Below are 26980 nucleotides of genomic sequence, written 5' to 3'. Positions count from 1 at the left end.
TCCTTGAGGTCCGCCGCCTCCCCTGCGATCCAGCGCGCGGTGTCGAACGGCGCGGGCTCCAGCGCGGCGGCGACCTTGTATTCCGCCTCCAGCCGGCTGAGCAAAACGTCCAGCTGGAGCTGGCCGACCACGCCGATGATCCAGTTCGATCCGATCTCGGGATAGAAGACCTGGATCACGCCCTCCTCGCTGAGGTCGTCCAATGCCTTGCGGAGCTGCTTGGTCTTGGTGGGGTCCTTGAGCGCGACGCGGCGCAGGATCTCGGGCGCGAAATTCGGCAGCCCGGTGATCCGCACGCCAAGTTTCTCGGAGAGCGTATCCCCCACCCGGAGCGTGCCGTGGTTGGGGATGCCGATGATGTCGCCGGGAAATGCCTCGTCGGCGATCTCGCGGTCCTGCGCGAAGAACAGGATCGGCGAATGGACCGCGATCGGCTTGCCGTGACCGGTCGGCGTCAGCTTCATGCCGCGCCGGAAGGTGCCCGAGCACAAACGCATGAACGCGATCCGGTCGCGGTGCTGCGGGTCCATGTTGGCCTGCACCTTGAAGACGAAGCCGGTGACGTCCTTTTCGTCCGGCTGCACCGGCGCGGGCTCGGCCGGCTGCGGGCGCGGCGGCGGGGCATAGGCGGCGAGCGCGGCGATCAGCTCGGCCGGGCCGAAGTCCTTGAGCGCGGAGCCGAAATAGACCGGCGTCAGGTCGCCGTGGCGATAGGCCTCGGCGTCGAACGCGGCATAGCCGGCCTGGGCGAGATCGACCTCCTCCTGCACCGCGGGCGGAAGCACCGGCTCGGCATCGACCGTGCCCTGAAAGGTGCGGCTGTCGCCTTCGGGGCGGCTGATGCTCATCCGCTGGAGGTCGAGGATGCCCTCGAACGTGCCGCCCATGCCGACCGGCCAGGACATGGGGCAGACGTCGAGCGCGAGTACGTCGGCGATCTCGTCGAGCAATTCGAAGGGCGCGCGGCCCTCCCGGTCGACCTTGTTGACGAACGTGATGATCGGGACGGAACGGAGGCGGCAGACCTCGAACAATTTGCGCGTCTGCGCCTCGATGCCGCGGGCGGCGTCGATCACCATCACCGCCGAGTCGACCGCAGTGAGGGTACGGTAGGTGTCCTCGGAAAAGTCCTCGTGGCCCGGGGTATCGAGCAGGTTGAAGGTGACCCCGTCCTTCTCGAAGGTCATCACGCTGGAGGTAACCGAGATGCCGCGCTGCTGCTCGATCTTCATCCAGTCCGATCGCGCGCGGCGGTTCTGGCCGCGGGCCTTAACCTCGCCGGCGAGATGGATCGCGCCGCCGACGTAGAGGAGCTTCTCGGTGAGCGTGGTCTTGCCCGCGTCCGGGTGGGAGATGATCGCAAAGGTGCGGCGAGGGGAGGTCATGGCGATTCCGGTGGAGACGAATTGAGGCGGTTGAGGCGCTCGCGCGGTTTCCGCGACACCTCGATGCGGTGATCGAACCGCCTTGGCAGAAACAAGGCGTGTAGGACAGGGTGACTAAGCCAGCGCCGGCTCCGCACCCCGCTCCAGCATTGCCGACACGCCCAGCACCGCCAGCCCGCCCAGCGCCAGCGCGACGCCGACCCAGCCGGTCGAGGTCCAGCCGAACCCGGCGGTGATCGCGAGGCCGCCCAGCCACGGGCCGAGCGCATTGGCGGTGTTGAAGGCGGAATGATTGAGCGCCGCCGCCAGCGCCTGCGCATCGCCCGCCACGTCCATCAGCCGGGTCTGGAGCACGGTGCCGAGCGCGCCGCCGCCGCCGATCGCCACCACGCACAGGCAGACGCTCCAGAAGTGATGCGCGGCGAGCGGCCACAAGGCCAGCGCGACGGCGGACCAGAGCAGCAGCGCCGCCGCGGTGGGCATCAGCGCCTTGTCCGCGAAGCGCGGCGCGACGAGATTGCCCGCGGTGAGGCCCACGCCGAACGCCGCGAGCGCGACCGGGATGGCGGCGGCGGAGGTGCCGGTCACCGCCAGCATCGTGTCGGCGAGATAGGTATAGACCGCGAACAGCCCGCCGAAGCCGATCGCGCCGGTGAGCAAGGTGAGCCACACCTGCGGGCGGGCGAGCGCGGAGAGCTCGCGCAACGGGCTCGCATCCCTGTCGGGCGTGTCGGCGGGGGCGAGGAGCAGCACCAGCAAGGCGGTGAGCAGCGCCAGCGCGGCGACCAAAGCGAACGCCCAGCGCCAGCCGACCACCTGGCCCAGCACGTTGGCGACCGGCACGCCGGCGATGGTGGCGGCGGTGAGCCCCAGCATCACCCGCGCCACCGCCTGGGTGCGCTTCTCCTGCGGCACCAGGCTGACCGCGACGAGCGCGGCGATGCCGAAATACGCGCCATGCGGCAGGCCGGCGAGGAAGCGGAAGGCGAGCATCTCGGTGTAGCTGCCGGCGATGCCCGACAATGCATTGCCCGCCGCGAACAGCAGCATCAGCGCCACCAGCAAGGTGCGGCGCGACAGCTTCGCGGCAAGCACCGCGATGGTCGGCGCGCCGACGACGACACCGAGCGCATAGGTGCTGATCGCATGGCCCGCGGTGGCGGCATCAATGCCGAGGTCGCGCGCGAAAAAGGGCAGCAGGCTCATCGTCGCGAACTCGGTGGTGCCGATCGCGAAGCCGCCGGTGGCGAGCGCGAGATGGACGAGGGCGACGGGCGGAGACTTCTGCATCCGGCGGGAGGTGGCGATGCTGCGGTGCAGCGTCAAATGCAGCGGATGCAGGTGGAATTGCAGCGGACGTTCGATCCTCCTCCGCCAGGGGAGGATCAGGGGTGAAGCGTTACGCGCATACCCAGCCGCTTCTCCCCGCCCGGTGCCACCTCGAACACGCCCGGCTTGTCGCGGAACTCGCCCGCGAAGGCGACGGGATCGGCATGGCCATGCCACGGCTCGACACAGACGAAGCGCGCGCCGGGCTTGCTCCAGATGCCGAGGTCGGGCGTGTCGGGGAAGGCGATCTCAAGGCTTGGGCCGGTATCGGCGCCGTAGCGGACCGATTGCGAGCGCACGCCGGTCCAGACCAAAGCGTCATCGGCGAACAGCGCGTCGGAGAGCGGCAGCGTGCGATCGTCGAGCGGCGAGGCGCGCTCCCCGGCGAGCAGCCCGCCCTCGATCGCGCGGATGGGCGCGGGCTCGTCCGCCGCGAAGACGATGCGGTACGCCTCCTTCGCCGCGCCACTCGGCAGCGGCCAGGCGAAGGCGGGGTGAAAGCCGAAGCTGGCGGGGAGCGGCACATCGCCCGGATTGGCGATCGTGACGTCGATCGCGAGTGTTGCGCCGGTCAGCCGATAGGTCACGTCGAGGCGGAAGGCGAAGGGGTAGGCCGCGCGGGTCTCTTCGGTGTCGACGAGGCGGAAGGTCGCGCTGGCATCGGCCGCCTCGACCACCGCGAACAGCATGCGGCGCGCGAAGCCGTGCTGCTTCATCGGATAGGCCTGGCCGTCGATCCGCAGCTCGTCGCCGGCGAGACGGCCGACGATCGGGAAGAGCAACGGCGCGCGGCCGGTCCAGAACGCCGGATCGGCATCGGTCATCAGCTCGCGACCGGCCGCGTCGGTGAGCGAGGAGAGCTCGGCCCCCAGCGGGTTGATCCGCGCGGTGAGCGCAGGCGAGGTGAGGGTGATCCAGTCGGTCATGTCGTCCTCCGGGTCAGCTCCTCAGCGTCGCCCCCAGCTTGCCCGCGGCGGCGACCACCTTGTCCGCGATCGCCTTCAAGTCCGCCTCCACGAACGCCTTGTCGCCGGGCTGGAGCACCACCTCCACCGCCATCGAGCGTTCGCCGTCCTTCTCGAACAGGTCGAACACGCGCGCGGCGACGATCGCCGCCTTGTCGGCGCCCTTGACCGCGCGGGTCAACGCCTCGGCGGTGAGCTCGGCCGGCACCAGGAAGGCGAAGTCGCGGCGGACGGCCTGGAGCGCGGGCGGCACATAGGCGGGCCGCATGAAGCCGCTGCCCCGCTTGGCCGGGATCGCGTCCAGGTAGATCTCCGCAGTGGCGACCGGACCGGAGAGGTCGAACGCCTTGACGATCGAGGGATGGGCGATGCCGAACGCGGCGAGCACCGTCTTCGACCCGAGCCGCAAGGTACCCGACTGGCCGGGATGCCAGGCGTCGCCCGCCTCCCCCATCACCTGGAGATTGTCGATCGGCGCGCCGGCGCCGGCGAGCAGAGACAGCGCCTCCGCCTTGGCGTCGAACGCGTCGAAGCCCTGCGCCTTGCCGCTCTGCCAGCCGCGCGCGCGGCGCTCGCCGGCGAGGACCAGGCCGAGGGTGGGGCGCTCCTTATTCGCCAGATAGCGGCGGCCGATCTCGAACAGGCGCACATTCGTCGCGCCGCGCTTCTGGTTGCGCGATGCCGCCGAGAGCAGGCCGGGCAGCAGCGACGGCCGCATGACCTTGAGGTCCTCGCTGATCGGGTTGGCGAGCGTCCAGGCGCCGCCGCCGAACGGGGCGGCCTCGGCCTCGCTGACGAAGCTCCAGGTCACCGCCTCGTCCAGTCCGCGCGCGGCGGCGGCGCGGCGGACGCGGCGCTCCAGCTTCTGCTCGGGCGTGGCGGTGGGGCGGGCGACGCCGGGGGCACGCGGCAACGCGACCGGCGCGACCTTGTCGATCCCCTCGATGCGGATCACTTCCTCGACCAGGTCGGCGGGGCCGTCGACATCGCGGCGCCACGTCGGCACGCGCACCGGCCAAGGCGATTCGATGCTGGCGAACAAGGCGTCCGAATAGGCATCGGCATGGTCGATCGCGCCGATGGTGAAGCCGAGCGACAAGAGGATGCGCGCCTGCCGCTCGGGCGCGACATGCAGCCCGCCGAGCGTTGCCGAGAGCCTCGGATCGTAGCGGATCACGCGCGCGGGCACCGGCGGCTCGCCGGCGCGGGTGACGGCGGAGGGGGTGCCGCCGCACAGTTCGGTGACCAGCCGGGTGGCGATGGCGAGCCCGTCATCCAGGAACGCCGGATCGACGCCGCGCTCGAAGCGCTGGCGCGCGTCGGAGGTGAGCGCGAGCGTCTGGCCGGTGCGCGCGATCGTGTCGGGGTCGAAATAGGCGCATTCGACGATCACGTCGGTGGTGGCGTCCGACACGCCCGAATGCTCGCCGCCCATGATGCCGCCGATGTCGTGCACCGCTTCATCGTCGGCGATCACCGTCATGGTCTCGTCGAGCGGGTAGGTGCGGCCGTTGAGCGCTTCGATGCTCTCGCCGGCGCGCGCCTTGCGGGCGGTGAGCGCGCCGGTCAGCTTCGCCTTGTCATAGACGTGCAGCGGCCGGCCGAGGTCGATCGAGACGTAGTTGGTGATGTCCACCAGCGCGATGATCGGCTTCTGCCCGATCGCGCGCAGGCGACGGGCCATCCACTCCGGGCTTGCGCCGTTCGACACGCCGCGCACTTCCTGCGCGAAGAAGGCGGGGCAGCCGGCGGGGTCCTCGATGCGGATCGCAGGCGCGTCGCCCTCGCCTTCGACCGGGGTCACCGTCAGCGGCCTGAGCGTCCCCAGCCCCGCCGCGGCGAGATCGCGCGCGATGCCGCGCACGCCCATGCAGTCCTGGCGGTTGGGGGTGATCGAGACGTCGATCACCGGATCGTCCAGCCCGGCGAAATCGGCGAAGCGCGTGCCGACCGGCGCATCCGCGGCAAGCTCGATGATGCCGTCATGCTCCTCGCCGAGGCCAAGCTCGCGACTGGAGCACATCATGCCGTTCGATTCGACCCCGCGGATTGCGGAGACCTTGAGCACCATGCCGTTCGCCGGCACGGTCGCGCCCGGCAGGCCGAGCACGCCGACCAGCCCCGCGCGCGCATTGGGGGCGCCGCAGACCACCTGGAGCGGGGCGCCGTCGCCGGTGTCGACTGACAGCACCTGGAGCTTGTCCGCCTGGGGATGCCGCTCGGCGGTGAGCACGCGGGCGATGCGGAAGTCGGCCAGTGCCGCGGCCGGATCGTCGACGCCCTCGACCTCCAGCCCGATGCGGGTGAGCGCGTCGGTCACTCCCTCCAGCGAGGCGGTGGTGTCGAGATGGTCGCGGAGCCAGGACAAAGTGAACTTCATGCGCCCACTCCCCCGCTCAGCGTGGGCACGTCAAGCGAGGCGAAGCCGTAATGCTTGAGCCAGCGGATATCGCCGTCGAAGAAGGCGCGCAGGTCGTCCATGCCGTATTTCAGCATCGCCAGCCGGTCGATCCCGCATCCGAAGGCGAAGCCCTGCCATTCGTTGGGGTCCAGCCCGCAGGCGGCAATCACCTTGGGGTGGACCATGCCGCTGCCCAGCACCTCCATCCAGCCGCCACCAGACCCGCCGATGACGCGCTTGCCCTTCTCCAGCGTGTAGCCGACGTCCACCTCGGCGCTCGGCTCGGTGAACGGGAAGTAGCTCGGGCGCAGGCGCAGAACGATGTCGTCGCGCTCGAAAAAAGCCTTGAGGAAGGTCTCCAGCGTCCACTTGAGATGGCCGAGCGTGATGCCCTTGTCGATCACCAGCCCCTCGACCTGGTGGAACATCGGCGTGTGGGTGGCGTCGCTGTCGCTGCGATAGGTGCGGCCGGGCGCGATGATGCGGATCGGCGGCTTCTGCTGCAGCATGGTGCGGATCTGCACCGGGCTGGTGTGGGTGCGCAGCACGCGCGGCGTCTCGCGGTCGTTCGGGTCGCCCCCGCCGCTGCCCGCGAGGTAAAAGGTATCGTGCATCGCACGCGCGGGATGCGTTTCGGGAATGTTGAGCGCGCCGAAATTATGCCAGTCGGTCTCCAGCTCGGGCCCGCTCGCCACCGCGAAGCCGAGGTCGGCGAAGATCTCGGCCAGCTCGTCCATCACCTGGCTGACCGGGTGGACGGTGCCGGCGAGCGGCACCTCTGCGGGCAAGGTCATGTCGACGCGCTCGGACGCGAGCTGTGCCTCCAGCGCCGCCTGCTCCAGATGCGCCTTGCGGCTGGCGATCGCGCCGGTCACCGCCTCGCGCAGCGCGTGGATCGCGGGGCCCTGCGCCTGCCGCTCCTCCGGGGTCATCCCGCCCAAGGTCTTGAGCAGCTGCGTCACCCGTCCCTGCTTGCCCAAAGCATCGACGCGCACCGCCTCCAGCGCGTCCAGCCCGGCCGAGGCCTCCACGGCGACGAGGAGGTGTTGGCGAAGGTCGTCCAGGTCGGTCATCTCGGTCTCACGTTGCGATGCCGCCGCCCTTACAGGTCGCGCGCCCAGGTCACCAGTGCGCCGTCTTCCGCATCGTGGCGGATGCCGGTGCGCACGAAGCCGTTCTTCTCCAGCACCCGCTGCGAGCCGTAGTTGAGCACGCCGGTCTCGGCGGTGAGGCCGACGAGGCCCTGCCCGCGCGCGACATGGATCATCGCGGCGATCGCGGCGGTGGTGTGGCCGCGGCCCTCGCGAGTGGGGGCAATGCCATAGCCCAACTCCACCCGGCGGCGGCCGGCGGGCTTGGTGGAGCTGATCATGCCGACCACCTCGTCGTCATTGGCGATCATCCATGAGGCCTGGCGCGAGGTCTCCTCCGCGGTCTCGGCGGTGACACGGCGGACCTGCGCGGTAACCGCCGCGGTGGCGACGCCGCCCTCTGCCAGGGTCAGCCCGCCGCGGCCGACGCCCTCGCCCAGCAGCCAGGCGAAGTCCGCATCGGTCATCGGCACCAATCGGATCATGCATCCCCCGCGCACCGGACAGACAAGGAAAGGGCGCGGACAGCCGGTGCCGTCCGCGCCCCCGTATGGCTTTGCAGCCGGACGGTTCAGGCTGCCTGAGGCAGCGCCGCCTTCGCCTGGGCGATGATCGCCGAAAAGGCCTCGCCCTCGTGCATCGCGATGTCGGCCAGCACCTTGCGGTCCAGCTCGATGCCGGCGAGCTTCAGGCCGTGCATGAACTGGCTGTAGCTCAGCCCCTCGGCGCGGACGCCGGCGTTGATGCGCTGGATCCACAGGCCGCGGAAGGTGCGCTTCTTCACCTTGCGGTCGCGGTACGCGTACTGGCCGGCCTTCTCGACCGCCTGCCGCGCGACGCGGATCGTGTTCTTGCGACGGCCGCGGTAACCCTTGGCCTGTTCCAGAATGTTCTTGTGCTTGGCGCGAGTGGTTACGCCCCGCTTGACGCGTGCCATATCTTAGCTCCTCTTAGCTCAACGCAGGCCGTACGGGGCCCAGGCCTTCACCGTCGCGGTGTCGGCCTTCGACAGCACCTTGGTGCCGCGGTTCTGGCGGATGTACTTGCTGTTGTGGCTGATCAGGCGGTGGCGCTTGCCGGCGACACCGTGCTTCAACAGGCCGGATGCGGTGAGCTTGAAGCGCTTCTTCACGCCGCTCTTGGTCTTGAGCTTGGGCATTTTGGTCCTTTCGCTGTGAACGAGACTGGAACCGCCGCGGCAGCCCTGATGGCCGGGCCGTTCGTGTCACCTCGTTCGGAGAAGCGGGGCGCTTAGCCTCAGGCCGCGCCAATTGCAACCAACCCGCGCGCCAAGCGGTTGGCGCGATCATGGACACGGTTGCCGAGCGTAACGATCCAACCCCGATGCCGCCCGCCGAAGAGGCACGGCGCGCGCGACGCCGGCGAATCATCCGCAACATCGTGCTGGTGATCATCGCGATCCCGTTCCTGATCTGGCTGGTGCTGTTCGTCACCAAGGGCCGTTTCCTCAAGGGCCCGTTCGAATCGATCGTCGGCCGGATGACGCAGCGCGAGGTGACCGTCGGCGGCGACTTCCAGCTCTACTTCGCGCCGCTCCGAATCAAGTTCTACGCCGAGAAGCTCGCGATCTCGAACCCCGGCTGGGCGACGCGGCCGCACCTGTTCACCGCCGAGCGCATCGACACCCGGATCGCGCCGCTGTCGCTGCTGTTCGGCAAGCGCCGGCTCTACGCGCTCGATCTCAACCGCGGCGCCGCGGACCTCGAATGGAATGCCGCGCACACCACCAACACCTGGACCTTCTCAGAGAAGAAGGGCGGCAAGCCGCTAGACTTCCCGCGGATCGACGTCGCCACCGTGCGCGGCACCACCGTCCGCTATCTTGACCCGCGCATGCGGCTGCTCGCCGACCTGAGCATCGACGACATCCGGTCCGAGGACGCGCGGATCGGCAAGGCGGTGGGGCTGCGCGGCACCGGCCGGGTGCGCGACACGCCGTTCCGGCTCCAGGCGCGGCTGCTCTCCCCCGACGCGACGGTGAACCGCGGCCAGAACAAGCTCGCGCTACGCGCCTGGGCGGCGAACAACGTGATCGACGTGGCGGGCACCCTGCCCTCGCTCGCCGAGATCGAGGAGGTGCCGCTCCAGACCCGCGCGCGCGGACGCGACCTGTCCGAGCTGCTCGCCATCATCGGCGTCGCCATCCCGCAGACCCGCGACTATCGCCTCAAGGCGCAGCTGGTGAAGGCGGGTAACCAGTATCGCTTCACCCGCATGTCGGGCACCTTCGGCGACAGCGACCTCGCCGGGCGGCTCACCGTCACCAACGGCGATCGGCTCCATCTCGATTCGGTGCTGGCGACGAAGCGGCTCGACATCATCGATGCGGCGCCGTTCATCGGCTACAACCCGGACATCGTCGCCACCAAGGGCGCGCAGGCCGCCGCCGCCGCGACCGGATCGGGCCCGCGCCGCATCCTGCCCGATGCCGCGCTGCCGGTGGCGACGATGCAGCGCTTCGACGCGGACCTGAAATGGACGGTGCAGACCGTGCGGTCGCGCAACGTGCCGATCAGCAACATCGACCTGACGCTGGATCTCGACCGCGGGCGACTGTCGCTGTCGCCTTTCACCTTCGCGATGGCGCGCGGCAACGTCGCCTCGGACTGGCTGTTCGACACGCGCCAGCGGCCCAGCTTCGTCCGCTACGACATCCGCCTCGCGCCAACCCCCATGGGGCGGCTGCTCGCCGGCTATGGCGTGGCGGAAGCGGGGACCAGCGGCACGATCCGCGGGCGCATCCAGCTGGAGGGCCGCGGCGACACGATCCACGATTCGCTCGCCACCGCGCGCGGGCGGATCGCGTTCGTGATGCCGCAGGGCACCTTCTGGACCCGCAACGTGCAGCTGTCGGAGTTCGACATCGGCACCTTCGTCCAGAAGATGTTCGAGGACCGACTCAAGGAGCCTGTCGGCATCAACTGCGGGCTGATCGGCTTCACCGTGCGCGGCGGCACCGCGGCGGCGGACCCGATCCTGATCGACACGCGCAAGAACGTGATCACCGGGCGCGGCGGCTTCAGCTTCGGCACCGAGGCGGTGGACCTGGCGATCCGCGCTGACAGCAAGAAGTTCTCGGTCTTCTCCGGCCAGTCGCCAGTGGGGATCAACGGCACCTTCGCCGACTGGAACCTCGACGTGATCAGCCCCGAGCTGATCGGTCGTGCCGGCGCGGGCCTGGGCCTCGCCGTGGCGGCGACGCCGGTGGCGGGCATCCTCGCCTTCATCGATCCTGGCGATGCCAAGGGCGCCGCCTGCGGCCCCGTGCTGGCCGGCGCGACGGCACAGGCGCAGCGGACGAAGAAGGGCGAGGCGCGCGACGATGTCGGCAGCGGCAAGCCGGGGAAGCGGGAGGAGAAGCCCAAGAAGAAGAAGTTCCTGGGGATTTTCTGAACGAGTTCCGTCCCTTTTGACCGTCACCCCGGACTTGATCCGGGGTCCCGCTGCCTTTCCAGCACCGAAGAAGAAGCGGGACCCCGGGGTCAAGCCCGGGGTGACGATCGCATGAACGGGTGATTGGTCACAGCACGCCCGCGGACGTTCCTACCCCCGCCGCACGCCGCTCTTGACCAGCTGCGCGTCGATCTCCGCCACCAGCCGCTCCAGCTTGGCCTCGTCCGCCGCTTCCGCCCGTGCGGTGAGGCGGTCCTCGGTCTGGCTGGCGCGCAGCAGCCACCAGCCGTCGGGCGTGGTGACGCGCGCGCCGTCGATCAGGTCGACATGCGCGCCCGCCGCCTCCAGCCGCGCGATCACCTCCGCCACCACCGCCTCCTTGCGCGCGGGCTCGACCGCGAAGCGCAGGTCGGGCGTCGAGACGCGCGGCGGCATCGCGTCGATCAGTGCCTCCAGCGTCTGCCCGGACAGGCGGATCGCGCGGATCAGCCGCACCGCGGCGTAGAGCGCGTCGTCATAGCCGCCGCCGTCGGGCGGGCCGAAGAAGATGTGGCCGCTCATCTCGCCGCCGATCGGTGCGCCCACCTCGCGCATCCGCACCTTGATGTTCGAATGGCCGGTCTTCCACATCACCGGTCGCCCGCCGAGCGCGGCGATCCGCTCGAACAGCGCGGAGGAGGCCTTCACGTCCGCGACGATCGCCGCGCCGGGATGCTCGGCGAGCAACGGTCCGGCGAGGATCGCCAGCAACTGGTCGCCCCACAAAGTGCGCCCGTCCGACGTAACCGCGCCGATCCGATCGCCATCGCCATCGAAGGCGAAGCCGAAGTCGAGGCCCTCCGCCGCGACCAGCCGCCTGAGGTCGGCAAGGTTCGCCTCCTCGGTGGGATCGGGGTGATGGTTGGGGAAGCGGCCGTCCACCTCGGTGTAGAGCAGGCGGTGCGTGCCCGGCAGCAGCGCGGTGAGCCGCTCGATCACCGGTCCGGCCGCGCCATTGCCCGCGTCCCAGCCGATGCGGAACGCGCCGCCGGCATAGCCAGAGAGGAGGTGGCCGACATAGTCGGCGAGCACGTCCGCCTCTTCGACGGTGCCCGCCCCCTCGCTCCATGCGCCCGCCGCGGCGATGCGAGCGAGGTCCTGAAGGTCGTCGCCGAAGAACGGCCCGCTGTTCAGCACGAACTTGAAGCCGTTCTGGTCGCCGGGATTGTGGCTGCCGGTCACCTGGATGCCGGCATCGACCTCCAGCCTCTTCTCCGCCCAATAGAGCATCGGCGACGGGCCGAGGCCGACGCGCACCACGTCCACCCCGCCCGCGGCGAGCCCCGCCACCAGCGCTGCCTCCAGCATCGGCGAGGAGGTGCGCCCGTCGCGCCCCACCGCCACCCGGCGCCCGCCCGCGCCGCGCACCCGCGTGGCGAAGCTGCGGCCGATCGCGTGCGCGGCGCCCTCATCGAGGCCCTGCCCGACGACGCCGCGGATGTCGTATTCGCGCAAGATGCGAGGATCGATCGTCACGCCCATCTCAGGGCTCCCGCGCGCGCAGCAGCAGGTCGCGCGCGGCGTTGAGCTGCCCCGCCAACTCCTCCGATCCGCCGCGGTCGGGATGCGCCTCCGCCACCAGCCGGCGGTGCGCGGCGCGGATCGCGGTGGCGTCGGCATCGCGCGGCACGCCGAGCAGCGCGCGGGCGGCGGCCACCTCCTCGGGCTCGCGCGGTGGTGGCGCCGACGCGGCGGACCGGCCCCAGCCCTTCCACAGCCGCCAGCCGATATAGGCGACGGCGAGCGCGGCGAGGAAGTTCATGCCGCGGCGGGCTGCGCCGGCTCGCTGGGCTGCGCCGGCTCGGGCAGCGCCAGCGCCGCCATCATCTCGCGCAGCTCCTGTCGCGCGGCGACATGCGCGAGGCCCATCTGCCCGAATTCCTTCGAATCGAGCATGGTGAGGCCGGAGGGGAACAGCTCGCGGTAGATCACGCGCTCGGTAAGGCCCGGGATGATGCGGAAGCCGACGCGCTTGGCCAGTTGCTCCAGCGCGTCCGAGACGCGGCGCATGTTGCGCGCGCCGATATGCTGGAGGCGGTTGCGCAGCACTACCCAGTCGATCGTGGTCCCATCCGCCTTGGCGCGTGCTTTGCGGGCGTTCCAGATCATTTCTGAATAGAAGCTCGGGCGGGTGACGCTGAACGTATCGGGGTCGACCTGGCCGATCAGGTCGAAATCGACGAAGCTGTCGTTCATCGGCGTCACCAAAGTGTTGGCGAGCGCCGCGGCGGTGCGGCCGGCGACATCGTCGCGGCCGGGCGTGTCGATCACGAGATAGTCCGCGCCCTCGGCCATCTCGTGGAACAGGTCCGCGAAATTGCCGTCGCCGCGCCCGTCGGTGGTGGCGTGGCGCGGGATGGCCAGCTGCGCACCGGTGCGCTTCGCGCTGGTCTCGCGATTGTCGAGGTAACGGCCCATCGTCCGCTGGCGGTGATCCAGATCGAGACAGGCGACGCGCGCGCCCTTCACCGCCAGCGCGACGGCGACGTGCACCGCTGTGGTGGACTTGCCGGTGCCGCCCTTCTCATTGGCGAAAACGATGACGTGTGGCCCGTCTGACAACGACTTATCCTTGTTGATCGCTTGGCATCCTCTCCATAGAAGCCCGCTCGGGCAAGTTCGAGGGGTTCCTGTAGGGTGGAGACGATCCGGCAGCTCGCCGCATTGCGCGCGGCGATCGCGGAAGCGCGCGGGCGGGGCGAGCGGGTGGCATTGGTGCCGACCATGGGCGCGCTGCACGCGGGCCATATCGCGCTGGTCGCCGAGGCGCGGCGGCCGGGCACCTGCGTGGTCGCCTCGATCTTCGTCAATCCGAAGCAGTTCGGTGCAGGCGAGGACCTGTCGCGTTATCCCCGCAAGGAGCAGGCGGACCTCAAGATGCTCGCCGAGGCGGGCTGCGACCTCGCCTGGCTGCCGGGCGTGGACGAGATGTATCCGGAGGGCTTCGCCACCATCGTCAGCGTCTCGGGGGTGAGCGAAGGACTCGATGGCGCGTCGCGACCGGGCCATTTCGATGGCGTCGCGACGGTGGTGACCAAGCTGTTCAATCAGGTGCGCCCCGACGCCGCCTTTTTCGGCGAGAAGGACTTCCAGCAGCTCGCGGTGATTCGCCGGATGGTGCTGGACCTCAATCTCGACATCGAGGTGATCGGCGTGCCCACCCAGCGCGACGACGACGGCCTCGCCCTTTCCTCGCGCAACATCTACCTCGACGAAGGCGAGCGACAGAAGGCGGTGGCGCTGCCCCGCGCGCTCGGCCTCGCCGCGCAGGCGCTGGCGAAAGGCGAGGACGTCGACCATGTGCTGGCGCAGGCGCATGCCGCGCTGAACGCGGCCGGCTTTGAGGTCGACTATGTCAGCCTGGTCGATGCCGAGACGCTCGGCACGCCGGCGGAGGGCCGCCCGCGCCGCCTGCTCGCCGCGGCGCGAATGGGGCAGACGCGGCTGATCGACAACATGCCGATCCACTGAGCACGAGAGACGAACGGAAAGTTTTTCACGGCCACTTGCCGCGTTAACCAATTCTATAGCTCCTTGCCGCCAGATTGTGCCCGTGGGGAAGTGAAAGGGGCGCCAATGGGCAACAGTCTCAAGTCCGCGCAGTTCTTGTTCGAGAGCCGGCTGGTCGACGCGATGCGCGGCGACAGCGGCGCGGCCTATGATCTGGGCGTCTTCTATTCGACGGGCAGCGGCGGCGCCGGCTACGACCTGGTCGAGGCGCACAAATGGTTCAACCTCGCCTCGCTGGCGGGCAATCGGGCGGCGCAGGCCGCGCGCGCCGAAGTGGCCGACGACATGACCGCGCGCGAGATCGCAGCGGCGCAGGCGGCAGCTCGCGCCGTGCTGGCGATGAACCAGCGCCGGGCGGCCTGACGGCGCCCGTTCCGTCCGCGTCGGACGGATGCAGCGTCATCACCGCGAGGCATGGTGCGATGGGTCGGAGCGTCAGCTTTCGCCGGACGGTGCGAAGCCGATCAGCACGCCCGTCTCGTCGAATGGCTCCTTGAGCTGGTTGGTATCGATGTCCGGCAGCTCGGCATCACCGCCATCGACGGCCAGAGCATCCACCGCGCTCTCCAGCGGCCGGAGGAAATAGGCGGTGCGGGTCTTGCCACTGCGCATTGCGCCCTTCCTTGCACCGCTTGCGGTGCGATGATGGCGCCGCCCCACTACCTGATTGTCCGCGATGAACATCAGATCCGAGTCGAGCCGCTCGGCGACGAGATAGACATGGTCCGCGCCCGGCCTGGACGGATCGGCATCGACCGTAACACCCACGTCCCCGGCCATCTGGTCGCCGACATCGACACGCTGCCAGCCGCGACCATCCTCCAGGCGGCGTGCGAGATTGCCCGCGCCCACCGTTTTCACCACCGGGATGCCGGCCTCGTTCAGGAAGCAGCTGAGCGTCGCGGCGCAAGCAAGCCGGAGCGTGTGACCGTTGCCGGTCGCCTGCATCAGGTCCTTCGCAAGTTCCTGCACGCGCGCGATCGCCCTAGGATCGTTGCCAAGTGCGATCAGTTCATCCCGTTGATTTGCATCCCCAGCCATGGTCATCTCCCCCGACTTGCCCGACAATCGAGCGCAAGCCGGGAGAACGTAGCATGGCGGCGGGTATCGCCTGCTGTGAGTTGTCTCCATTTCGGCGGTTCGAGCCGTGTCGAACCACACACCCGCCACACCGGGATTGCCGCGCCTTCCCCTTGCGCTACAACGCCTTTTCGAGAACGACGAACGCCAGGTCAGCGCGCTTGGGCAGGCCGAACCGCGGCTCTTCCATCGGAAATGGCCGCATCTCTCCCGTGAGCGCATAGCCGCGACGCTGATACCAGGCGATCAGTTCGGTGCGCTGGCGGATCACCGTCATCTCGATCCGCGCAAGGGCCCAGTCGCGCGCGTGCCGCTCCGCCTCTGCCAGCAGCGCACGGCCAAGGCCCTGCGCCTGCCCGTCCGGCGCGACGGTGAGCATGCCGAGGTACACGCCATCCTCCATCCGCGTCAGCGCCACGCAGCCGTGGATCGGTTCGCCCGCCACCAGCATCGCCTGCGCCGGATCGGCGAGCATCGCGGCCAGCGCTTGCCGGTCGGTGCGCTGACCATCCAGCAGGTCCGCCTCATGCGTCCAGCCGCTCCGCGCCGCCTCGCCGCGGTAGGCACGCTCGACCAGCGCATGCAGCGCGGGCACGTCCGCAGCGGTGGCGAGGCGGAAGGTCACGCGCTCTTCTTGGTGGCCGCCTTCTTCGCGGGCGCCTTCTTGGCCGCGGGTTTCTTGGCGGCAGCCTTCTTCGCCGGCGCCTTCTTCTTGGCGGGCGCCGCCTCCGCGCGCGCGTCGATCAGCTGCGCCGCCTCCTCCAGCGTCAGCTGGTCGGGCGCGATCGTCTTCGGCAGCGTCGCATTGGTGGTGCCGTCGGTGACATAGGGGCCGTAGCGCCCTTCCATCAGCCTGATCGGCGTCTCGGTGCGCGGATGGTTGCCCAGTTCCTTGAGCGGTGCGCGCGCGGCGCCACGCTGCGGCCGCCCGCCGCCCGCCGCCGCCTCGGCCAGCTTGACCACCGCGGCGTTCATGCCGGTCTCGAACACCTCCGCGGTCGAGGACAGGCGCGCATATTTGCCGGCGTGCTTGAGATACGGGCCGTAGCGGCCGATCGCCGCCTCGATCGGCTCGCCCGTTTCCGGATGCGTGCCGATCGTACGCGGCAGGCTGAGCAGCTTGAGCGCCAGCTCCAGCGTCAGCTCGCCCGCATCCTTGGGAATGGAGGCGCGCTTGGCGTCCTTGCCCTCGCCCAGCTGGATGTACGGCCCGAACCGGCCGGACTTGCGCTCCACCTCCAGCCCGGTCTCGGGGTCGCGGCCCAGCGCCTCGGGCCCGGTGTCCTCCACCGCCTCGCCGCCCGCCTGCGCGAAGCGGCGCGTGTACTTGCATTCCGGGTAATTGGAGCAGGCGATGAACGCGCCGAACTTGCCGCCGCGCAGCGCCAGCTGGCCCGCGCCGCAGTTCGGGCACAGCCGCGGGTCGCCGCCATCGGCGCGCTCGGGGAACAGGTAGGGCGCGAGGAACTGGTCGAGCGCGGCGGTCACCTCGCTCGGCTTCTGCTCCATCACCTCCGCGGTGCGCGGCTTGAAGTCCCGCCAGAACGCTTCGAGCACCTTCTGCCATTCGGCCCGCCCGCCGGAGACGTCGTCCAGCTCCTCCTCCAGCTCGGCGGTATAATCGTAAGCGACGTATTTCTCGAAGAAGCGCTCCAGGAACGCGGTCACCAGCCGGCCGCTCTCCTCGGCGAAGAAGCGGTTCTTCTCGACGCGCACATAGGCGCGGTCCTTGAGCGTCTTGATGATCGAGGCGTAGGTGGAGGGGCGGCCGATGCCGAGCTCCTCCATACGCTTGACTAGGCTCGCTTCCGAATAGCGCGGCGGCGGCTGGGTGAAATGCTGCTCGGCCTCGACGCCCTTCTTGGCGGGGGCGTCGCCTTCGCGCAGCCGCGGCAGGCGCTTGGCGTCCTCTGCCTCCTCGTCGGTGCCTTCCTCGTAGAGCGCGAGATAGCCGGGGAAGAGCACCACCTGGCCGGTGGCGCGCAGCACGTGGCGGCCGGTGCCGTCGGCGAGGTCGATGGTGGTGCGCTCCATCCGCGCCGACGCCATCTGGCTGGCCAGCGCCCGCTTCCAGACCAGGTCATACAGGCGCGCGTGGTCGCCGCTGCCCACCTTGTCGCGCGCGAAATCGGTGGGGCGGATCGCCTCGTGCGCTTCCTGCGCGTTCTTGGCCTTGGTCTGGTATTGGCGCGGCTTGTCCGGCACGTAGCTGCCGTCATAGCGGTCGGCCACGGCCTTGCGCGCCGCCGAGATCGCCGACCCGTCCATCTGCACGCCGTCGGTGCGCATGTAGGTGATCGCGCCATCCTCGTAGAGCTGCTGCGCGATCCGCATCGTGTGGTCGGCGGAGAAGCCCAGCTTGCGCGCCGCCTCCTGCTGCAGCGTCGAGGTGGTGAAGGGCGGCGGCGGGTTGCGCGTGGCGGGGCGCGTCTCCACCGACTGGACCGTGAAGCGCCCGGCCTCGACATCCGCCCTGGCGCGCATCGCGGTGCCCTCGTCACCGATCGACAGCCGATCCAGCTTGTCGCCGTTCCAAGCGGTCAGCCGCGCGGTGAACGGGGTGCCGTCCTGCTCGAACGTGGCGGAGACCGACCAATATTCCTGCGCGCGAAACGCCTCGATCTCGCGCTCGCGCTCGACGATCAGCCGCAGCGACACCGACTGGACACGCCCTGCCGACTTGGCGCCGGGCAGCTTGCGCCACAGCACTGGCGACAGGGTGAAGCCGACCAGGTAATCCAGCGCGCGGCGCGCCCGATAGGCGTCGATCAGATCCTCGTCGAGCGCGCGCGGGTTCGCCATCGCCTGGGTGACCGCGGGCTTGGTGATCGCGTTGAAGGTGACCCGGTCGACCTTCTTGGGCAGCGCGCGCCGCTTGGCCAGCACCTCCTGCACATGCCAGCTGATCGCCTCCCCCTCGCGATCAGGGTCGGTGGCCAGGATCAGGCGGTCGGCGGTCTTGGCGGCATCGGCGATCGCCTTGAGCTGCTTGGCCTTGTCCGCGTAATTCTCCCATTCCATCGCGAACCCCTCGTCGGGGTTCACGCTGCCGTCCTTGGGCGGCAGGTCGCGGACATGGCCGTAGCTCGCGAGGACGCGATAATCGGAGCCGAGGTACTTCTCGATGGTTTTCGCCTTGGCGGGCGATTCGACGATGACGAGCTGCATTGGTCCCCAGCTAGTGTCCCTCACACGTACGCGCGAGGGTGAAGGTGCGCCCGAACCTTCGTCAACCTTCCTCGGCGGTCGCCCCCGCGGTCAGCGGCGGGGTCTGCTGGTGCTGCACCACGCTCCATTCCTCATGCGCGAGCCGGCGCAGGGTGGTGGTGCAATGCGCTTCATAGGCCTCGTCGCCGCGCGACGCCTTGGCACGATAGGCGATCACGATCAGGCCTTCCTGCGGGCGCATCACCTGCTGCTCGGAGAACTCCACGCTGTCCCAGCGCGGCGTGTCGCTGACCGCGTCGATCGCCGCCTGCGACGTATAGACATAGGGTGGCTGGGGCAGGACCATCACCGCCTCGTCGTCGATCTTGGCCTGGTAGTTCTCGCGGCCCTCGGTCCACAGGCTCTGCTCGAAGTCCCAGATGCGGCTGTCTTCCATGATGCGGCTCCACTCGGGTGAGCGGCGGAAGCGCGCGGGCCGTGGGCCCGGTTCCCTCAGCGGCGCGGTGTGACGCGCCAGGCGAGCGCGAAGCCGGCGCCCAGCACCAGATCGATTGCCGCGAACAGGATCACCGCCGCGGGCACGCCCGGCGATCCCGCCAGCAGCAGCGCCGGCACGCCGAACGCGAGCTTTTCGGCCACACCCGCCAGCATCAGCGGGCGATGGCGCACCGGATCGCCGCCGATGATCCAGAACACGATCTGGAAGGCGAGCGCGGTGCCGGCAAAGGCGTAGTGCGGCAGCAGCGCGAGCGGCTCGGCGGGCGGCACCAACGCGCTCGCCCCCAGCGCCAGCGCACCATAAGCGGCCCCGCCGCGGAACCACCAGCGCACCCATTTGGGCGCCGCTCCCCGTGTCAGCACAGGCTCACCCTTCCCCCTGCATGCCGCTCGATCCGGCCGGCGAGTTCCAGTTCCAGCAATACCATCTGCACCGCCGCGGGCGCGGCGCCGGACTGGCGGATCAGCTCGTCCACCGCCACCGGCACCGGGCCGAGCAGGTCGGCGACCGTGCGGCGCGTGCCCTCGTCGGCATCTTCGGGCGGTGCGCCGGCATAGGGCGCGGCGGGCGAGCGCAGCGCGCGCAGGTCGATCGGGCGGATCTGTTCGAGCACGTCCGCGGCAGTCTGGACGAGCACGGCGCCCTCGCGGATCAGCTGGTTGCAGCCTTGCGCGCGCGGGTCGAGCGGGCTGCCGGGCACCGCCATCACCTCGCGCCCTGCCTCGCCCGCCAGCCGCGCGGTGATCAGGCTGCCGGACTTGGGTGCCGCCTCCACTACGACCGTACCGGTCGCGAGGCCGGCGATGATGCGGTTGCGGTAGGGAAAGTGGCGCGAGCGCGGCTCGGTGCCGGGCGGCATCTCGGCCACCAGCAGCGCCTCGGCCGCGATCCGCTCCTGCAGTTCGGCATTCTCGGGCGGATAGACATTGTCGAGCCCGCCGGCGATTACCGCGATCGTCGCGGGCAGCGCCCCGACATGCGCGGCGGTGTCGATACCACGCGCGAGGCCGGAGACGACCACCGCGTCGGGCGCCAGATCATGCGCCAGCGTGCGGGCGAAGCGGCAGGCGGCGGCGGAGGCGTTGCGCGCGCCGACCATTGCGATCGAGAGGCGGGTGAAGAGCGACAGGTCGCCGCGCACGGTGAGCGCGACCGGAGCGTTGTCGAGCTGGGCGAGCAGCGGCGGATAATCGGGATCGTCGAGGAACAGGTGGCGGCCGCCGAGCTTGCCCACCCGCTCGATCTCGCGCAGCGCCTCCGCCTCGGCCGGCACCTTGGGCGCCGCACCGCCGCCGCGGCGGGCAAGGTCGGGCAACACCGCGATCGCCGCCTCGGCCGTGCCGAAGCGCGCGATCAACTGGCGATAGGTGACCGGCCCAACCCCCGGCGTGCGGATCAGCCGGAGCGCGTGGATCACTTGCCTTTGCCGACCCGCGGCTCGGTGCCCGAAAGCAGCCGCTCGATATTGGCGCGGTGCAGCCAGATCACGATCAGCGCCAGCGCGATCAGCAGCGGCACCAGATCGAATCGGCCGAAGATCGCCGCCGAGACGGGCGCGCTCACCGCCGCCGCCATGCCCGCCAGCGACGAGATACGAAGGCCGCCGAGCAGCCCAAGCCACACCGCTGCATAAACCAATCCGCATGGCCAGTGCAGCGCAGTGACGATCCCCATCAGCGTCGCCACCCCCTTGCCGCCGCGGAAGCGCAGCCACACCGGATAGCAATGGCCCAGGAACGCCCCCGCCGCGGCGACCACCTCATTGTCCGGGAACAGCGCACCGACGATCCAGACGGCAGCGGCACCCTTGAGCAGGTCCAGCACCAATGTGCTCGCGGCCAGCCCCTTGCGCCCGGTCCGCAGCACGTTGGTGGCGCCGATATTGCCCGAGCCGATCTGTCGGAGGTCCCCCGCGCCGAACGCACGCGTCAGCAGCACGCCGAATGGGATCGAGCCGAGCAGATAGCCGATCAGCAGCGCGGCGGTCGGCGGAATCCAGACGATCTCTGTCGGCAAGCGGCCCCCTTTCGTTCGCATCTAGCCGATCGCAGGGCGCCGCGCCACTGGTCTGGATCAAGGACGCGCGCTGCGGCTAAGGTGGGCGGCGCCGCATGACCGACGCTCCCCTCCTCTTCTTCGATTCGGGTGTCGGCGGGCTTTCCGTGGTCGCACCGACGCTCGACCTGATCCCCAATGCGCCGATCGTCTACGCCGCCGATTCGGCGGGCTTCCCCTATGGCACCCGCTCGGAGGCGGAGATCGCCGCGCGCGTGCCGGCGCTGCTCGGCCGGCTGGTGGAGCGATATCGCCCGCGGCTGGTGGTGATCGCCTGCAACACCGCCTCCACCATCGCGCTGGCGCACGTTCGCGCCGCGCTCGACCTGCCGGTGGTCGGCACCGTGCCCGCGATCAAGCCCGCGGCGGAGATGTCCCGCACCCGCGTCATCGGCGTGCTCGGCACCGCGGCGACGGTGCGCCAGCCCTATGTCGACGACCTCGCCGCCCGCTTCGCCGCCGACTGCACCGTGCTGCGCCACGGCTCGGCGGCGCTGGTCGAGATCGCCGAGGCGGCGCTGGCGGGGGTACCGTCGGATCAGGACGCTGTCGCGGCCGAACTGGCGGCGCTGACCGGCCAGCCCGATGGCGCGCGGATCGACGTGGTGGTCAACGCCTGCACCCACTTCCCGCTGCTCGCCGAAACCATGGCCGAAGTCGCTCCCGGCATCCGCTTCGTCGATGGCGGCCCCGGCATCGCGCGCCGAATCGCGCATCTGACGCAAGGGCAGGATTGGCCGGCGACTCCTGCGCTGCATCGCCTGGTCTTCACCCGGCTGGGCGCGCGCGAGCGGGCAATCGGCACGACCCTGTCGGGGCGCGGCTTCGCACCGGCGGAGGCTTTGTGAACGTCACCAAGGCGGTGCCCTGCGCGCTTACCCTTGGACAATTTGTCCACCCCTTCGATCACGATAAGCCAGGGAATCCGCTGGCATCGGTGCTGACAGGGCGGTAAGTGCCCGGATCATGACGAGTGTGGGGCCAAAGCCGAGCATTGCGGAGAGGGGCGTCGATTACGGGCGCATCTTCAACCAGGCGATCGATCGCCTGCATGCCGAAGGGCGCTACCGCGTCTTCATCGACATCCTGCGCAACAAGGGCATGTTCCCCAATGCGCGCTGCTTCGCCGGGCATAACGGGCCCAAGCCGATCACCGTCTGGTGCTCCAACGATTATCTCGCGATGGGGCAGCACCCCAAGGTGATCGCGGCGATGGAGGAGGCGCTGCACGATGTCGGCGCGGGCAGCGGCGGCACGCGCAACATCGGCGGCAACACGCATTATCACGTCGATCTGGAGCATGAGCTTGCCGACCTCCACGGCAAGGAAAGCGCGCTGCTGTTCACCAGCGGCTATGTCTCTAACGAGGCGACGCTGTCGACGCTGGCCAAGGTGCTGCCGGGCTGCATCATCTTCTCGGACGAGCTCAACCACGCCTCGATGATCGCCGGCATCCGCAACTCGGGCTGCGAGAAGCGCGTGTTCCGGCACAACGATGTCGCGCACCTCGAGGAGCTGCTCGCCGCCGAGGACCCCGCCGCGCCCAAGCTGATCGCGTTCGAGAGCGTCTATTCGATGGAGGGCGACGTCGCCCCGATCGCCGCAATCTGCGACCTCGCCGACCAATACAACGCGCTGACCTATCTCGACGAGGTCCATGCCGTCGGCATGTACGGCCCGCGCGGCGGCGGCATCTCCGAGCGCGAGGGCGTCGCCGACCGGCTGACCATCATCGAGGGCACGCTGGGCAAGGCGTTCGGGGTGATGGGCGGCTATATCGCCGCGGACCGCACGATCGTGGACGTGATCCGCAGCTATGCCCCCGGCTTCATCTTCACCACCTCGCTCTCGCCGGTGCTCGTCGCGGGCGTGCTGGCGAGCGTGCGCCACCTCAAGGCGTCGTCGGCGGAGCGCGAAGGCCAGCAGGCGGCGGCGTCGCGGCTGAAGGCGATGATGGCGGAGGCCGGGCTGCCGGTGATGGCGGGCGACACCCATATTGTGCCGCTGATGGTCGGCGATCCGGTCAAGGCCAAGAAGATCAGCGACATCCTGCTCGCCGAATACGGCGTCTACGTCCAGCCGATCAATTACCCCACCGTCCCCCGCGGCACCGAGCGCCTGCGCTTCACGCCGGGGCCTGCGCACAGCGAGGGCATGATGCGCGAACTGGTCGACGCGCTGGTGGAGATCTGGAGCCGCCTGGAGATGCGCAAGGCGGCGTGAGCTCCGTCACCCCGGCCCCTTCGGCGAGGCTCAGGACAAGCGTGTGCCGGGGCCCACGGCGCATCATCGAAAAACGCACGAGGCTGTCGCTACAGCTGCCCCCCACCCCGTCGCCCCGGACTTGATCCGGGGCCCCGCTGCCGTGGATCGTGAGAGAAGCGGGATCCCGGCTCAAGCCTGTACTAAGCTGCCCCGAAGGGGCCGGGATGACCGAAAACGTCTGCTCTTGGGGGTTAGCCGCCCTTCGCCTTCGATCGATCAATGCGACGAAGCGCTCTTGCCGCGACGCTCCCGTAGTAAAAGATCAGTGTGCCGACGATGATAAGCATGGCCGGAAGCAACAGTATACCAAGGCCTCGCTCATCCGGCGGGCGATCCTGATCGCCATCTGTCAAAGTCAGAAGGAAGGCGGACACCCAACCTACAGCCAGCACTGTCGGTCCAAATAGTAAGTGGATCAGCCCCGGTGATTTCGCGACTGCCGCTCTGCGCCAAAAGACAACGGACAGGTATAGGGGAAAGAACGTGGCGCTGACCCACGCGCAAATGCCCAAAGCGATCCAGAGCGCGATCATTCATCCATGGTGACCGTCCGTCGCCATGTCCGCAAGTGGGCGATAGGTGCCATCCGCAATCCTGCCCCCGCCAGGGGGAGGAGGCACGCATGTGCCGGGCGGGGGAGGATGCCAATAGCGCTGTGCTTCCTCCCCCACCCCGCGCGTTCGCGCGTTCCTCCCCCTGGCGGGGGAGGATCAGCGAGAAGGTCCGCAACTGGCCGTTTCCCGCCGTCCGATACACACGTCATTCCTCCCCCGGAGGGGGAGGTGGCACGCGAAGCGTGACGGAGGGGTAGGTAGCACCAAGCGAGCACGTCGCCTGCGGCTACCTACCCCTCCACCAGCTTCGCTGGTCCCCCTCCCCTTCCAGGGGAGGACTGAACGGGTGTGTGCTGCGGGGCGTCAGCGGACAATCCTTCGCTGCCCCAACCTACCCCAGAGTGATCGTCCCGTTGCCTCCCGGAACCGGGAGCGGCGCGCCGAAGCGGACGAGGTCGATGCCGAGGTAGTCGCCGCCTTCGGGCCGATCGAAGACGTGAATGACACTACGCTCCTCATCGATCACCCAGTAGGTGGGGATGCCCGCCGCCGCGTAGCGGCGACGCTTGAAGCTGAGGTCGCGCTCACGCGTGCTCACCGCGATTTCAACGATCAGCGCGATCTGGTCGGGCGTAAGCGCACCTTTGCCGCTAACCGGCTGGTTCAGAACGACGGCATCGCAACCAAGCAGAGTGTCATCCCCAAGGTCGATGCCTACGTCTGAACGGATCAACGCCTTGGATAGCGACGACAGAAGCGCAGCGATCAAGTCAACCTGCCGCGCCGAGTGTTGATTCCCGGGTGGCGGCATTCGCTCGATCTCCCCTTCGATCAGCTCGACCCACATGTTCTCGAAGGCGCCAGTCTCGATCATCCGCTGGAAGTCAGCGGTTGAGAAGCGAACGCGTGCCGCAGGTTCGAAGCGGGAGATCGGCTTGTTCACAAAGGCAGCCTATACAATAAGGTGTGGCCTGCCGCCACACCCGCACCGATCCGGCCCCTCAGCGCACCGCGTGGGTCGGCGCGCCCTGCACCATTTCCGCCTGCGCCGGCTGGAGCGCGAACAGGCCCACCGCGCCCAGCGCGAAGCCGCCGGCGAACTTCCAGAAGAAATCGGACTTGAGCACGCTGCGCATGACGAACCTCGTGAAACTGTCTTCGGCGTCTCTAGGCGGCGCCGGCTTAACGGACGATGGAGCGTCCGTTCATCTTGCAGACGGCATATAGGCGCGCTGCATCGTCCGAGTATGACGAAGGACGAAAGCTATTGTTTCGTTCTTTGACTTAGCTGCAACGGTTCAGCGGAGCGCGGAACATGCCTGCTGGATGCGCTGACACGCCTCGGTCAGCAGCGCCTCGCTGGTCGCATAGCTGATCCGCATCGCCGGCGAGAGCCCGAACGCCGCGCCCTGCACCGCGGCCACCTTGGCATCGTCGAGCAGGTAGCCGACGAAATCCTCGTCGGTCTCGATCTTCTTGCCGCCGGGCGTGGTCTTGCCGATCGTGCCCGCGACCGAAGGATAGACGTAGAAGGCACCCTCGGGCTTGGGGCAGGTGATGCCCTCGGCCGCGTTGAGCATGTCCACCACCAGGTCGCGCCGGGTCTGGAACGCCGCGGCACGCTCCTTGAGGAACGCCTGATCGCCGGTCAGCGCCGCCACCGCCGCCGCTTGCGCGATCGAGCAGGGATTGCTGGTCGACTGCGACTGGAGCTTGCCCATCGCCTTGATCAGCCACGCCGCGCCACCCGCGAAGCCGATCCGCCACCCGGTCATCGCATAGGCCTTCGAACAGCCGTTCACCGTCAGCGTCCGCTCGTACAGGTCCGGGCAGACCTCCGCGATCGTGGCGAAGCGGAAATCGTCATAGACGATATGCTCGTACATATCGTCGGCGAAGATCCACACGTGCGGGTGGCGGCGGAACACTTCGCCCAGCGCCTCCAGCTCCTCGACGCTATAGGCAGCGCCGGTCGGGTTGGAGGGCGAGTTCAGGATCACCCACTTGGTGCGTGGCGTGATCGCCGCGTCGAGCATCTCGGGGGTGAGCTTATAGCCCTGTTCGGCGCCCGCCTTCACCACCACCGGCGTCGCGCCGGCGAACTGGACGACGTCCGGATAGCTCACCCAGTACGGCGCAGGCACGATCACCTCGTCGCTCGGCTCCAGCGTCGCCACCAAGGCGTTGAACAGGGTGTGCTTGCCGCCGACATTCACGCTGATCTGGTTCGCGGCATAGGTGAGGCCGTTGTCGCGCTTGAACTTGAGCGCGATCGCCTCCTTCAGTTCGGCAGTGCCGTCGACGTTGGTGTACTTCGTCTGGCCGTTGCGGATCGCCGCGATCGCGGCCTCCTTGACGAACTCGGGCGTGTCGAAATCGGGCTCGCCCGCGCCCAGCCCGATCACGTCGACGCCGGCGCGCTTCAACTCCAGCACGCGACTGGTGATGGCGAGGGTCGGCGAGGGGCTGATGCGGTCGAGCGCGGCGGAGGTCTTCATGGCGACGCCGCGTTAGGCGGCAGGGGCGCGTTCCGCAACCGTAACGGCCGTAACCAGTCCGCGCAGCGCATTGCCGAGCAGGAACCCGCCGGCGAGGTCGGCGGGTGTCAGCTCCGCCTCGCGCGCGCGGCCGCTGTCGAGCAGCTCGGCGCGCAGCACGCCGGGCAGCAGCCCGCGCGCGAGCGGCGGGGTCAGCAGCACGCCGCCACGCTCCACGAATGCGTTGGTAAAGCTGCCCTCGGTGAGGAAGCCGTCCGCGTCCACGAACACTACCTCGTCGGCGCCGCTTGCCTCTCTCGCGCGGTCATAGAAGCGCCGGTCGCTGGTCTTGTAGCGCAAGCGGAAGTCGGCCGAGGCAACCGGCAGCGGCACCACCGCCACCCGCATCGGCGCGGGCCCCGGCACCGGCGCGGGCGCCACCTCGATCGCGATCGCACCGGAACCGGCCAGCAGCAGCCGCACCTTCGACTTCGCGCGCAGCCGGAAGGTCGCCGCCTGGAGCTCGTTGCGCGCATTATGCCGGTCGAAGGGGAAACCGAACGCTTCCGCGCTCGCCTTCAACCGCGCGAGATGGCGTTCGAGCAGCGGCATGCCCTCGTCGGGATCGAACGCCATCGTCTCAATCAGGTCGAACGCGCGCTGGCCATGCGTGACGAACGCCCCCTTGGCGAGCGCCTCCGCCCACTCGTCCTCCGCCCGGCTGTCGGCGACGATGCCGCCGCCGATC

The 26980-nt window shown here is 69.3% G+C and carries 27 protein-coding genes and 1 pseudogene; 5 read left to right on the top strand and 23 right to left on the bottom strand.

The annotated features are described in order from the left end of the window. From ACFDTH_RS10000 to rpmI, 8 genes are all read right to left on the bottom strand, one after another. Positions 1-1385: peptide chain release factor 3 (locus tag ACFDTH_RS10000; RefSeq protein WP_375287378.1), on the bottom strand; the 1385-nt coding region annotated here is incomplete at its 3' end. A gap of 114 nt (positions 1386-1499) precedes the next feature. Then, complete coding sequence (locus ACFDTH_RS09995) at positions 1500-2675, bottom strand: MFS transporter (protein WP_375287377.1); 1176 nt, start codon at positions 2673-2675, stop codon at positions 1500-1502. 95 nt (positions 2676-2770) lie between these two features. Next, on the bottom strand, positions 2771-3640 hold the full coding sequence (locus ACFDTH_RS09990) for an aldose 1-epimerase family protein (protein ID WP_375287376.1): 870 nt from the start codon (positions 3638-3640) through the stop codon (positions 2771-2773). A 13-nt stretch (positions 3641-3653) separates the two neighbouring features. Next, on the bottom strand, positions 3654-6059 hold the full coding sequence (gene pheT, locus ACFDTH_RS09985; RefSeq protein ID WP_375287375.1) for a phenylalanine--tRNA ligase subunit beta: 2406 nt from the start codon (positions 6057-6059) through the stop codon (positions 3654-3656). Further along, positions 6056-7153: a phenylalanine--tRNA ligase subunit alpha gene (gene pheS, locus ACFDTH_RS09980; RefSeq protein WP_375287374.1), complete on the bottom strand. Its 1098-nt coding sequence runs from the start codon at positions 7151-7153 to the stop codon at positions 6056-6058. Before pheS ends, pheT begins: the two co-directional genes overlap by 4 nt. Before the next feature lie 29 nt (positions 7154-7182). Continuing rightward, entirely contained in the window at positions 7183-7656 is a 474-nt protein-coding gene (locus ACFDTH_RS09975; RefSeq protein ID WP_375287373.1) for a GNAT family N-acetyltransferase, read from the bottom strand. An 86-nt stretch (positions 7657-7742) separates the two neighbouring features. Then, positions 7743-8108 carry a 50S ribosomal protein L20 gene (rplT, locus tag ACFDTH_RS09970; protein WP_137787039.1) on the bottom strand — a complete coding sequence of 122 codons (366 nt, stop codon included), beginning with the start codon at positions 8106-8108 and terminating at the stop codon, positions 7743-7745. A gap of 18 nt (positions 8109-8126) precedes the next feature. Beyond that, entirely contained in the window at positions 8127-8330 is a 204-nt protein-coding gene (gene rpmI / locus ACFDTH_RS09965) for a 50S ribosomal protein L35 (RefSeq protein ID WP_046407959.1), read from the bottom strand. 149 nt (positions 8331-8479) lie between these two features. Between rpmI and ACFDTH_RS09960 the strand changes: the two genes are divergently transcribed. Continuing rightward, positions 8480-10585 (top strand): AsmA family protein, encoded by a 2106-nt coding sequence (locus ACFDTH_RS09960; protein WP_375287372.1) that lies wholly within the window; start codon positions 8480-8482, stop codon positions 10583-10585. Positions 10586-10735: 150 nt separating this feature from the next. Here the strand turns inward: ACFDTH_RS09960 and pgmG are convergent, their stop codons facing one another. The 3 genes and pseudogenes from pgmG to ACFDTH_RS09945 form a co-directional block, all read right to left on the bottom strand. Continuing rightward, entirely contained in the window at positions 10736-12106 is a 1371-nt protein-coding gene (gene pgmG / locus ACFDTH_RS09955) for a phosphoglucomutase/phosphomannomutase PgmG (RefSeq protein WP_375287371.1), read from the bottom strand. A 1-nt stretch (position 12107) separates the two neighbouring features. After that, positions 12108-12281: pseudogene (locus ACFDTH_RS09950) on the bottom strand (DnaJ domain-containing protein); the annotation flags it as partial. 101 nt (positions 12282-12382) lie between these two features. After that, complete coding sequence (locus tag ACFDTH_RS09945; protein WP_375287370.1) at positions 12383-13186, bottom strand: division plane positioning ATPase MipZ; 804 nt, start codon at positions 13184-13186, stop codon at positions 12383-12385. A gap of 75 nt (positions 13187-13261) precedes the next feature. Here ACFDTH_RS09945 and panC point away from each other — a divergent pair, with 75 nt between their 5' ends. Next, positions 13262-14095 (top strand): pantoate--beta-alanine ligase, encoded by an 834-nt coding sequence (gene panC, locus ACFDTH_RS09940; protein WP_375287369.1) that lies wholly within the window; start codon positions 13262-13264, stop codon positions 14093-14095. Positions 14096-14200: 105 nt separating this feature from the next. After that, positions 14201-14497, top strand: a complete 297-nt coding sequence (locus tag ACFDTH_RS09935; protein ID WP_375287368.1) for a hypothetical protein — start codon at positions 14201-14203, stop codon at positions 14495-14497. Between the two features lie 72 nt (positions 14498-14569). Here ACFDTH_RS09935 and ACFDTH_RS09930 read toward each other — a convergent pair whose 3' ends face one another. From ACFDTH_RS09930 to plsY, 7 genes are all read right to left on the bottom strand, one after another. After that, a complete protein-coding gene (locus ACFDTH_RS09930; RefSeq protein ID WP_375287367.1) occupies positions 14570-15106 on the bottom strand; it encodes a hypothetical protein in 537 nt (178 codons plus the stop codon). 226 nt (positions 15107-15332) lie between these two features. Next, the gene (locus ACFDTH_RS09925) at positions 15333-15839 is read right to left on the bottom strand and encodes a GNAT family N-acetyltransferase (protein ID WP_375287366.1); all 507 of its coding nucleotides are present in this window, start codon (positions 15837-15839) and stop codon (positions 15333-15335) included. Then, a complete protein-coding gene (gene topA / locus ACFDTH_RS09920) occupies positions 15836-18382 on the bottom strand; it encodes a type I DNA topoisomerase (protein WP_375287365.1) in 2547 nt (848 codons plus the stop codon). The genes ACFDTH_RS09925 and topA overlap by 4 nt, the downstream gene beginning before the upstream one ends. A gap of 61 nt (positions 18383-18443) precedes the next feature. Further along, positions 18444-18818, bottom strand: coding sequence for a DUF4440 domain-containing protein (locus ACFDTH_RS09915; protein WP_375287364.1), 375 nt, complete (start codon positions 18816-18818; stop codon positions 18444-18446). 56 nt (positions 18819-18874) lie between these two features. Further along, positions 18875-19243 (bottom strand): hypothetical protein, encoded by a 369-nt coding sequence (locus ACFDTH_RS09910; protein ID WP_375287363.1) that lies wholly within the window; start codon positions 19241-19243, stop codon positions 18875-18877. Beyond that, the gene (gene dprA / locus ACFDTH_RS09905; protein ID WP_375287362.1) at positions 19237-20298 is read right to left on the bottom strand and encodes a DNA-processing protein DprA; all 1062 of its coding nucleotides are present in this window, start codon (positions 20296-20298) and stop codon (positions 19237-19239) included. Before dprA ends, ACFDTH_RS09910 begins: the two co-directional genes overlap by 7 nt. Further along, on the bottom strand, positions 20295-20918 hold the full coding sequence (gene plsY / locus ACFDTH_RS09900) for a glycerol-3-phosphate 1-O-acyltransferase PlsY (protein WP_375287361.1): 624 nt from the start codon (positions 20916-20918) through the stop codon (positions 20295-20297). Before plsY ends, dprA begins: the two co-directional genes overlap by 4 nt. 74 nt (positions 20919-20992) lie before the next feature. Between plsY and murI the strand changes: the two genes are divergently transcribed. Together murI and hemA are read left to right on the top strand one after the other, a co-directional pair. Beyond that, complete coding sequence (murI, locus tag ACFDTH_RS09895; protein WP_375287360.1) at positions 20993-21784, top strand: glutamate racemase; 792 nt, start codon at positions 20993-20995, stop codon at positions 21782-21784. Between the two features lie 118 nt (positions 21785-21902). Next, entirely contained in the window at positions 21903-23159 is a 1257-nt protein-coding gene (gene hemA, locus ACFDTH_RS09890; protein WP_375287359.1) for a 5-aminolevulinate synthase, read from the top strand. A 233-nt stretch (positions 23160-23392) separates the two neighbouring features. Here hemA and ACFDTH_RS09885 read toward each other — a convergent pair whose 3' ends face one another. The 5 genes from ACFDTH_RS09885 to ACFDTH_RS09865 all read right to left on the bottom strand — a co-directional run. Further along, the gene (locus tag ACFDTH_RS09885) at positions 23393-23734 is read right to left on the bottom strand and encodes a hypothetical protein (protein WP_375287358.1); all 342 of its coding nucleotides are present in this window, start codon (positions 23732-23734) and stop codon (positions 23393-23395) included. A gap of 412 nt (positions 23735-24146) precedes the next feature. Next, positions 24147-24698 carry a Uma2 family endonuclease gene (locus tag ACFDTH_RS09880; protein ID WP_375287357.1) on the bottom strand — a complete coding sequence of 184 codons (552 nt, stop codon included), beginning with the start codon at positions 24696-24698 and terminating at the stop codon, positions 24147-24149. Positions 24699-24756: 58 nt separating this feature from the next. Continuing rightward, a complete protein-coding gene (locus ACFDTH_RS09875; RefSeq protein ID WP_375287356.1) occupies positions 24757-24891 on the bottom strand; it encodes a hypothetical protein in 135 nt (44 codons plus the stop codon). A 162-nt stretch (positions 24892-25053) separates the two neighbouring features. Further along, on the bottom strand, positions 25054-26253 hold the full coding sequence (locus ACFDTH_RS09870; protein WP_375287355.1) for a pyridoxal phosphate-dependent aminotransferase: 1200 nt from the start codon (positions 26251-26253) through the stop codon (positions 25054-25056). A gap of 12 nt (positions 26254-26265) precedes the next feature. Next, positions 26266-26980, bottom strand: a 715-nt coding sequence (locus ACFDTH_RS09865) for an aminotransferase class IV (RefSeq protein ID WP_375287354.1), incomplete at its 5' end; no start/stop codon positions are given.

The sequence above is a fragment of the Sphingomonas sp. genome (genome assembly GCF_042096255.1).
In the GTDB taxonomy this organism is placed as follows: Bacteria; Pseudomonadota; Alphaproteobacteria; order Sphingomonadales; family Sphingomonadaceae; genus Sphingomonas.
Note: the sequence above shows the minus strand (reverse complement) of the source record. Positions and strands in the feature narration are given on the sequence as shown.

What these genes read in the sequence shown, in the direction of transcription:
- rpmI (WP_046407959.1), bottom strand. Translation starts at nt 8,330, where the DNA reads ATGCCCAAGCTCAAGACCAAGAGCGGCGTGAAGAAGCGCTTCAAGCTC.
- ACFDTH_RS09975 (WP_375287373.1), bottom strand. Translation starts at nt 7,656, where the DNA reads ATGATCCGATTGGTGCCGATGACCGATGCGGACTTCGCCTGGCTGCTG.
- hemA (WP_375287359.1), top strand. Translation starts at nt 21,903, where the DNA reads ATGACGAGTGTGGGGCCAAAGCCGAGCATTGCGGAGAGGGGCGTCGAT.
- topA (WP_375287365.1), bottom strand. Translation starts at nt 18,382, where the DNA reads ATGCAGCTCGTCATCGTCGAATCGCCCGCCAAGGCGAAAACCATCGAG.
- plsY (WP_375287361.1), bottom strand. Translation starts at nt 20,918, where the DNA reads ATGCGAACGAAAGGGGGCCGCTTGCCGACAGAGATCGTCTGGATTCCG.
- ACFDTH_RS09915 (WP_375287364.1), bottom strand. Translation starts at nt 18,818, where the DNA reads ATGGAAGACAGCCGCATCTGGGACTTCGAGCAGAGCCTGTGGACCGAG.
- murI (WP_375287360.1), top strand. Translation starts at nt 20,993, where the DNA reads ATGACCGACGCTCCCCTCCTCTTCTTCGATTCGGGTGTCGGCGGGCTT.
- pheT (WP_375287375.1), bottom strand. Translation starts at nt 6,059, where the DNA reads ATGAAGTTCACTTTGTCCTGGCTCCGCGACCATCTCGACACCACCGCC.
- ACFDTH_RS09935 (WP_375287368.1), top strand. Translation starts at nt 14,201, where the DNA reads ATGGGCAACAGTCTCAAGTCCGCGCAGTTCTTGTTCGAGAGCCGGCTG.
- ACFDTH_RS09990 (WP_375287376.1), bottom strand. Translation starts at nt 3,640, where the DNA reads ATGACCGACTGGATCACCCTCACCTCGCCTGCGCTCACCGCGCGGATC.
- ACFDTH_RS09885 (WP_375287358.1), bottom strand. Translation starts at nt 23,734, where the DNA reads ATGATCGCGCTCTGGATCGCTTTGGGCATTTGCGCGTGGGTCAGCGCC.
- ACFDTH_RS09875 (WP_375287356.1), bottom strand. Translation starts at nt 24,891, where the DNA reads ATGCGCAGCGTGCTCAAGTCCGATTTCTTCTGGAAGTTCGCCGGCGGC.
- pgmG (WP_375287371.1), bottom strand. Translation starts at nt 12,106, where the DNA reads ATGGGCGTGACGATCGATCCTCGCATCTTGCGCGAATACGACATCCGC.
- ACFDTH_RS09995 (WP_375287377.1), bottom strand. Translation starts at nt 2,675, where the DNA reads ATGCAGAAGTCTCCGCCCGTCGCCCTCGTCCATCTCGCGCTCGCCACC.
- ACFDTH_RS09960 (WP_375287372.1), top strand. Translation starts at nt 8,480, where the DNA reads ATGGACACGGTTGCCGAGCGTAACGATCCAACCCCGATGCCGCCCGCC.
- rplT (WP_137787039.1), bottom strand. Translation starts at nt 8,108, where the DNA reads ATGGCACGCGTCAAGCGGGGCGTAACCACTCGCGCCAAGCACAAGAAC.
- pheS (WP_375287374.1), bottom strand. Translation starts at nt 7,153, where the DNA reads ATGACCGACCTGGACGACCTTCGCCAACACCTCCTCGTCGCCGTGGAG.
- ACFDTH_RS09870 (WP_375287355.1), bottom strand. Translation starts at nt 26,253, where the DNA reads ATGAAGACCTCCGCCGCGCTCGACCGCATCAGCCCCTCGCCGACCCTC.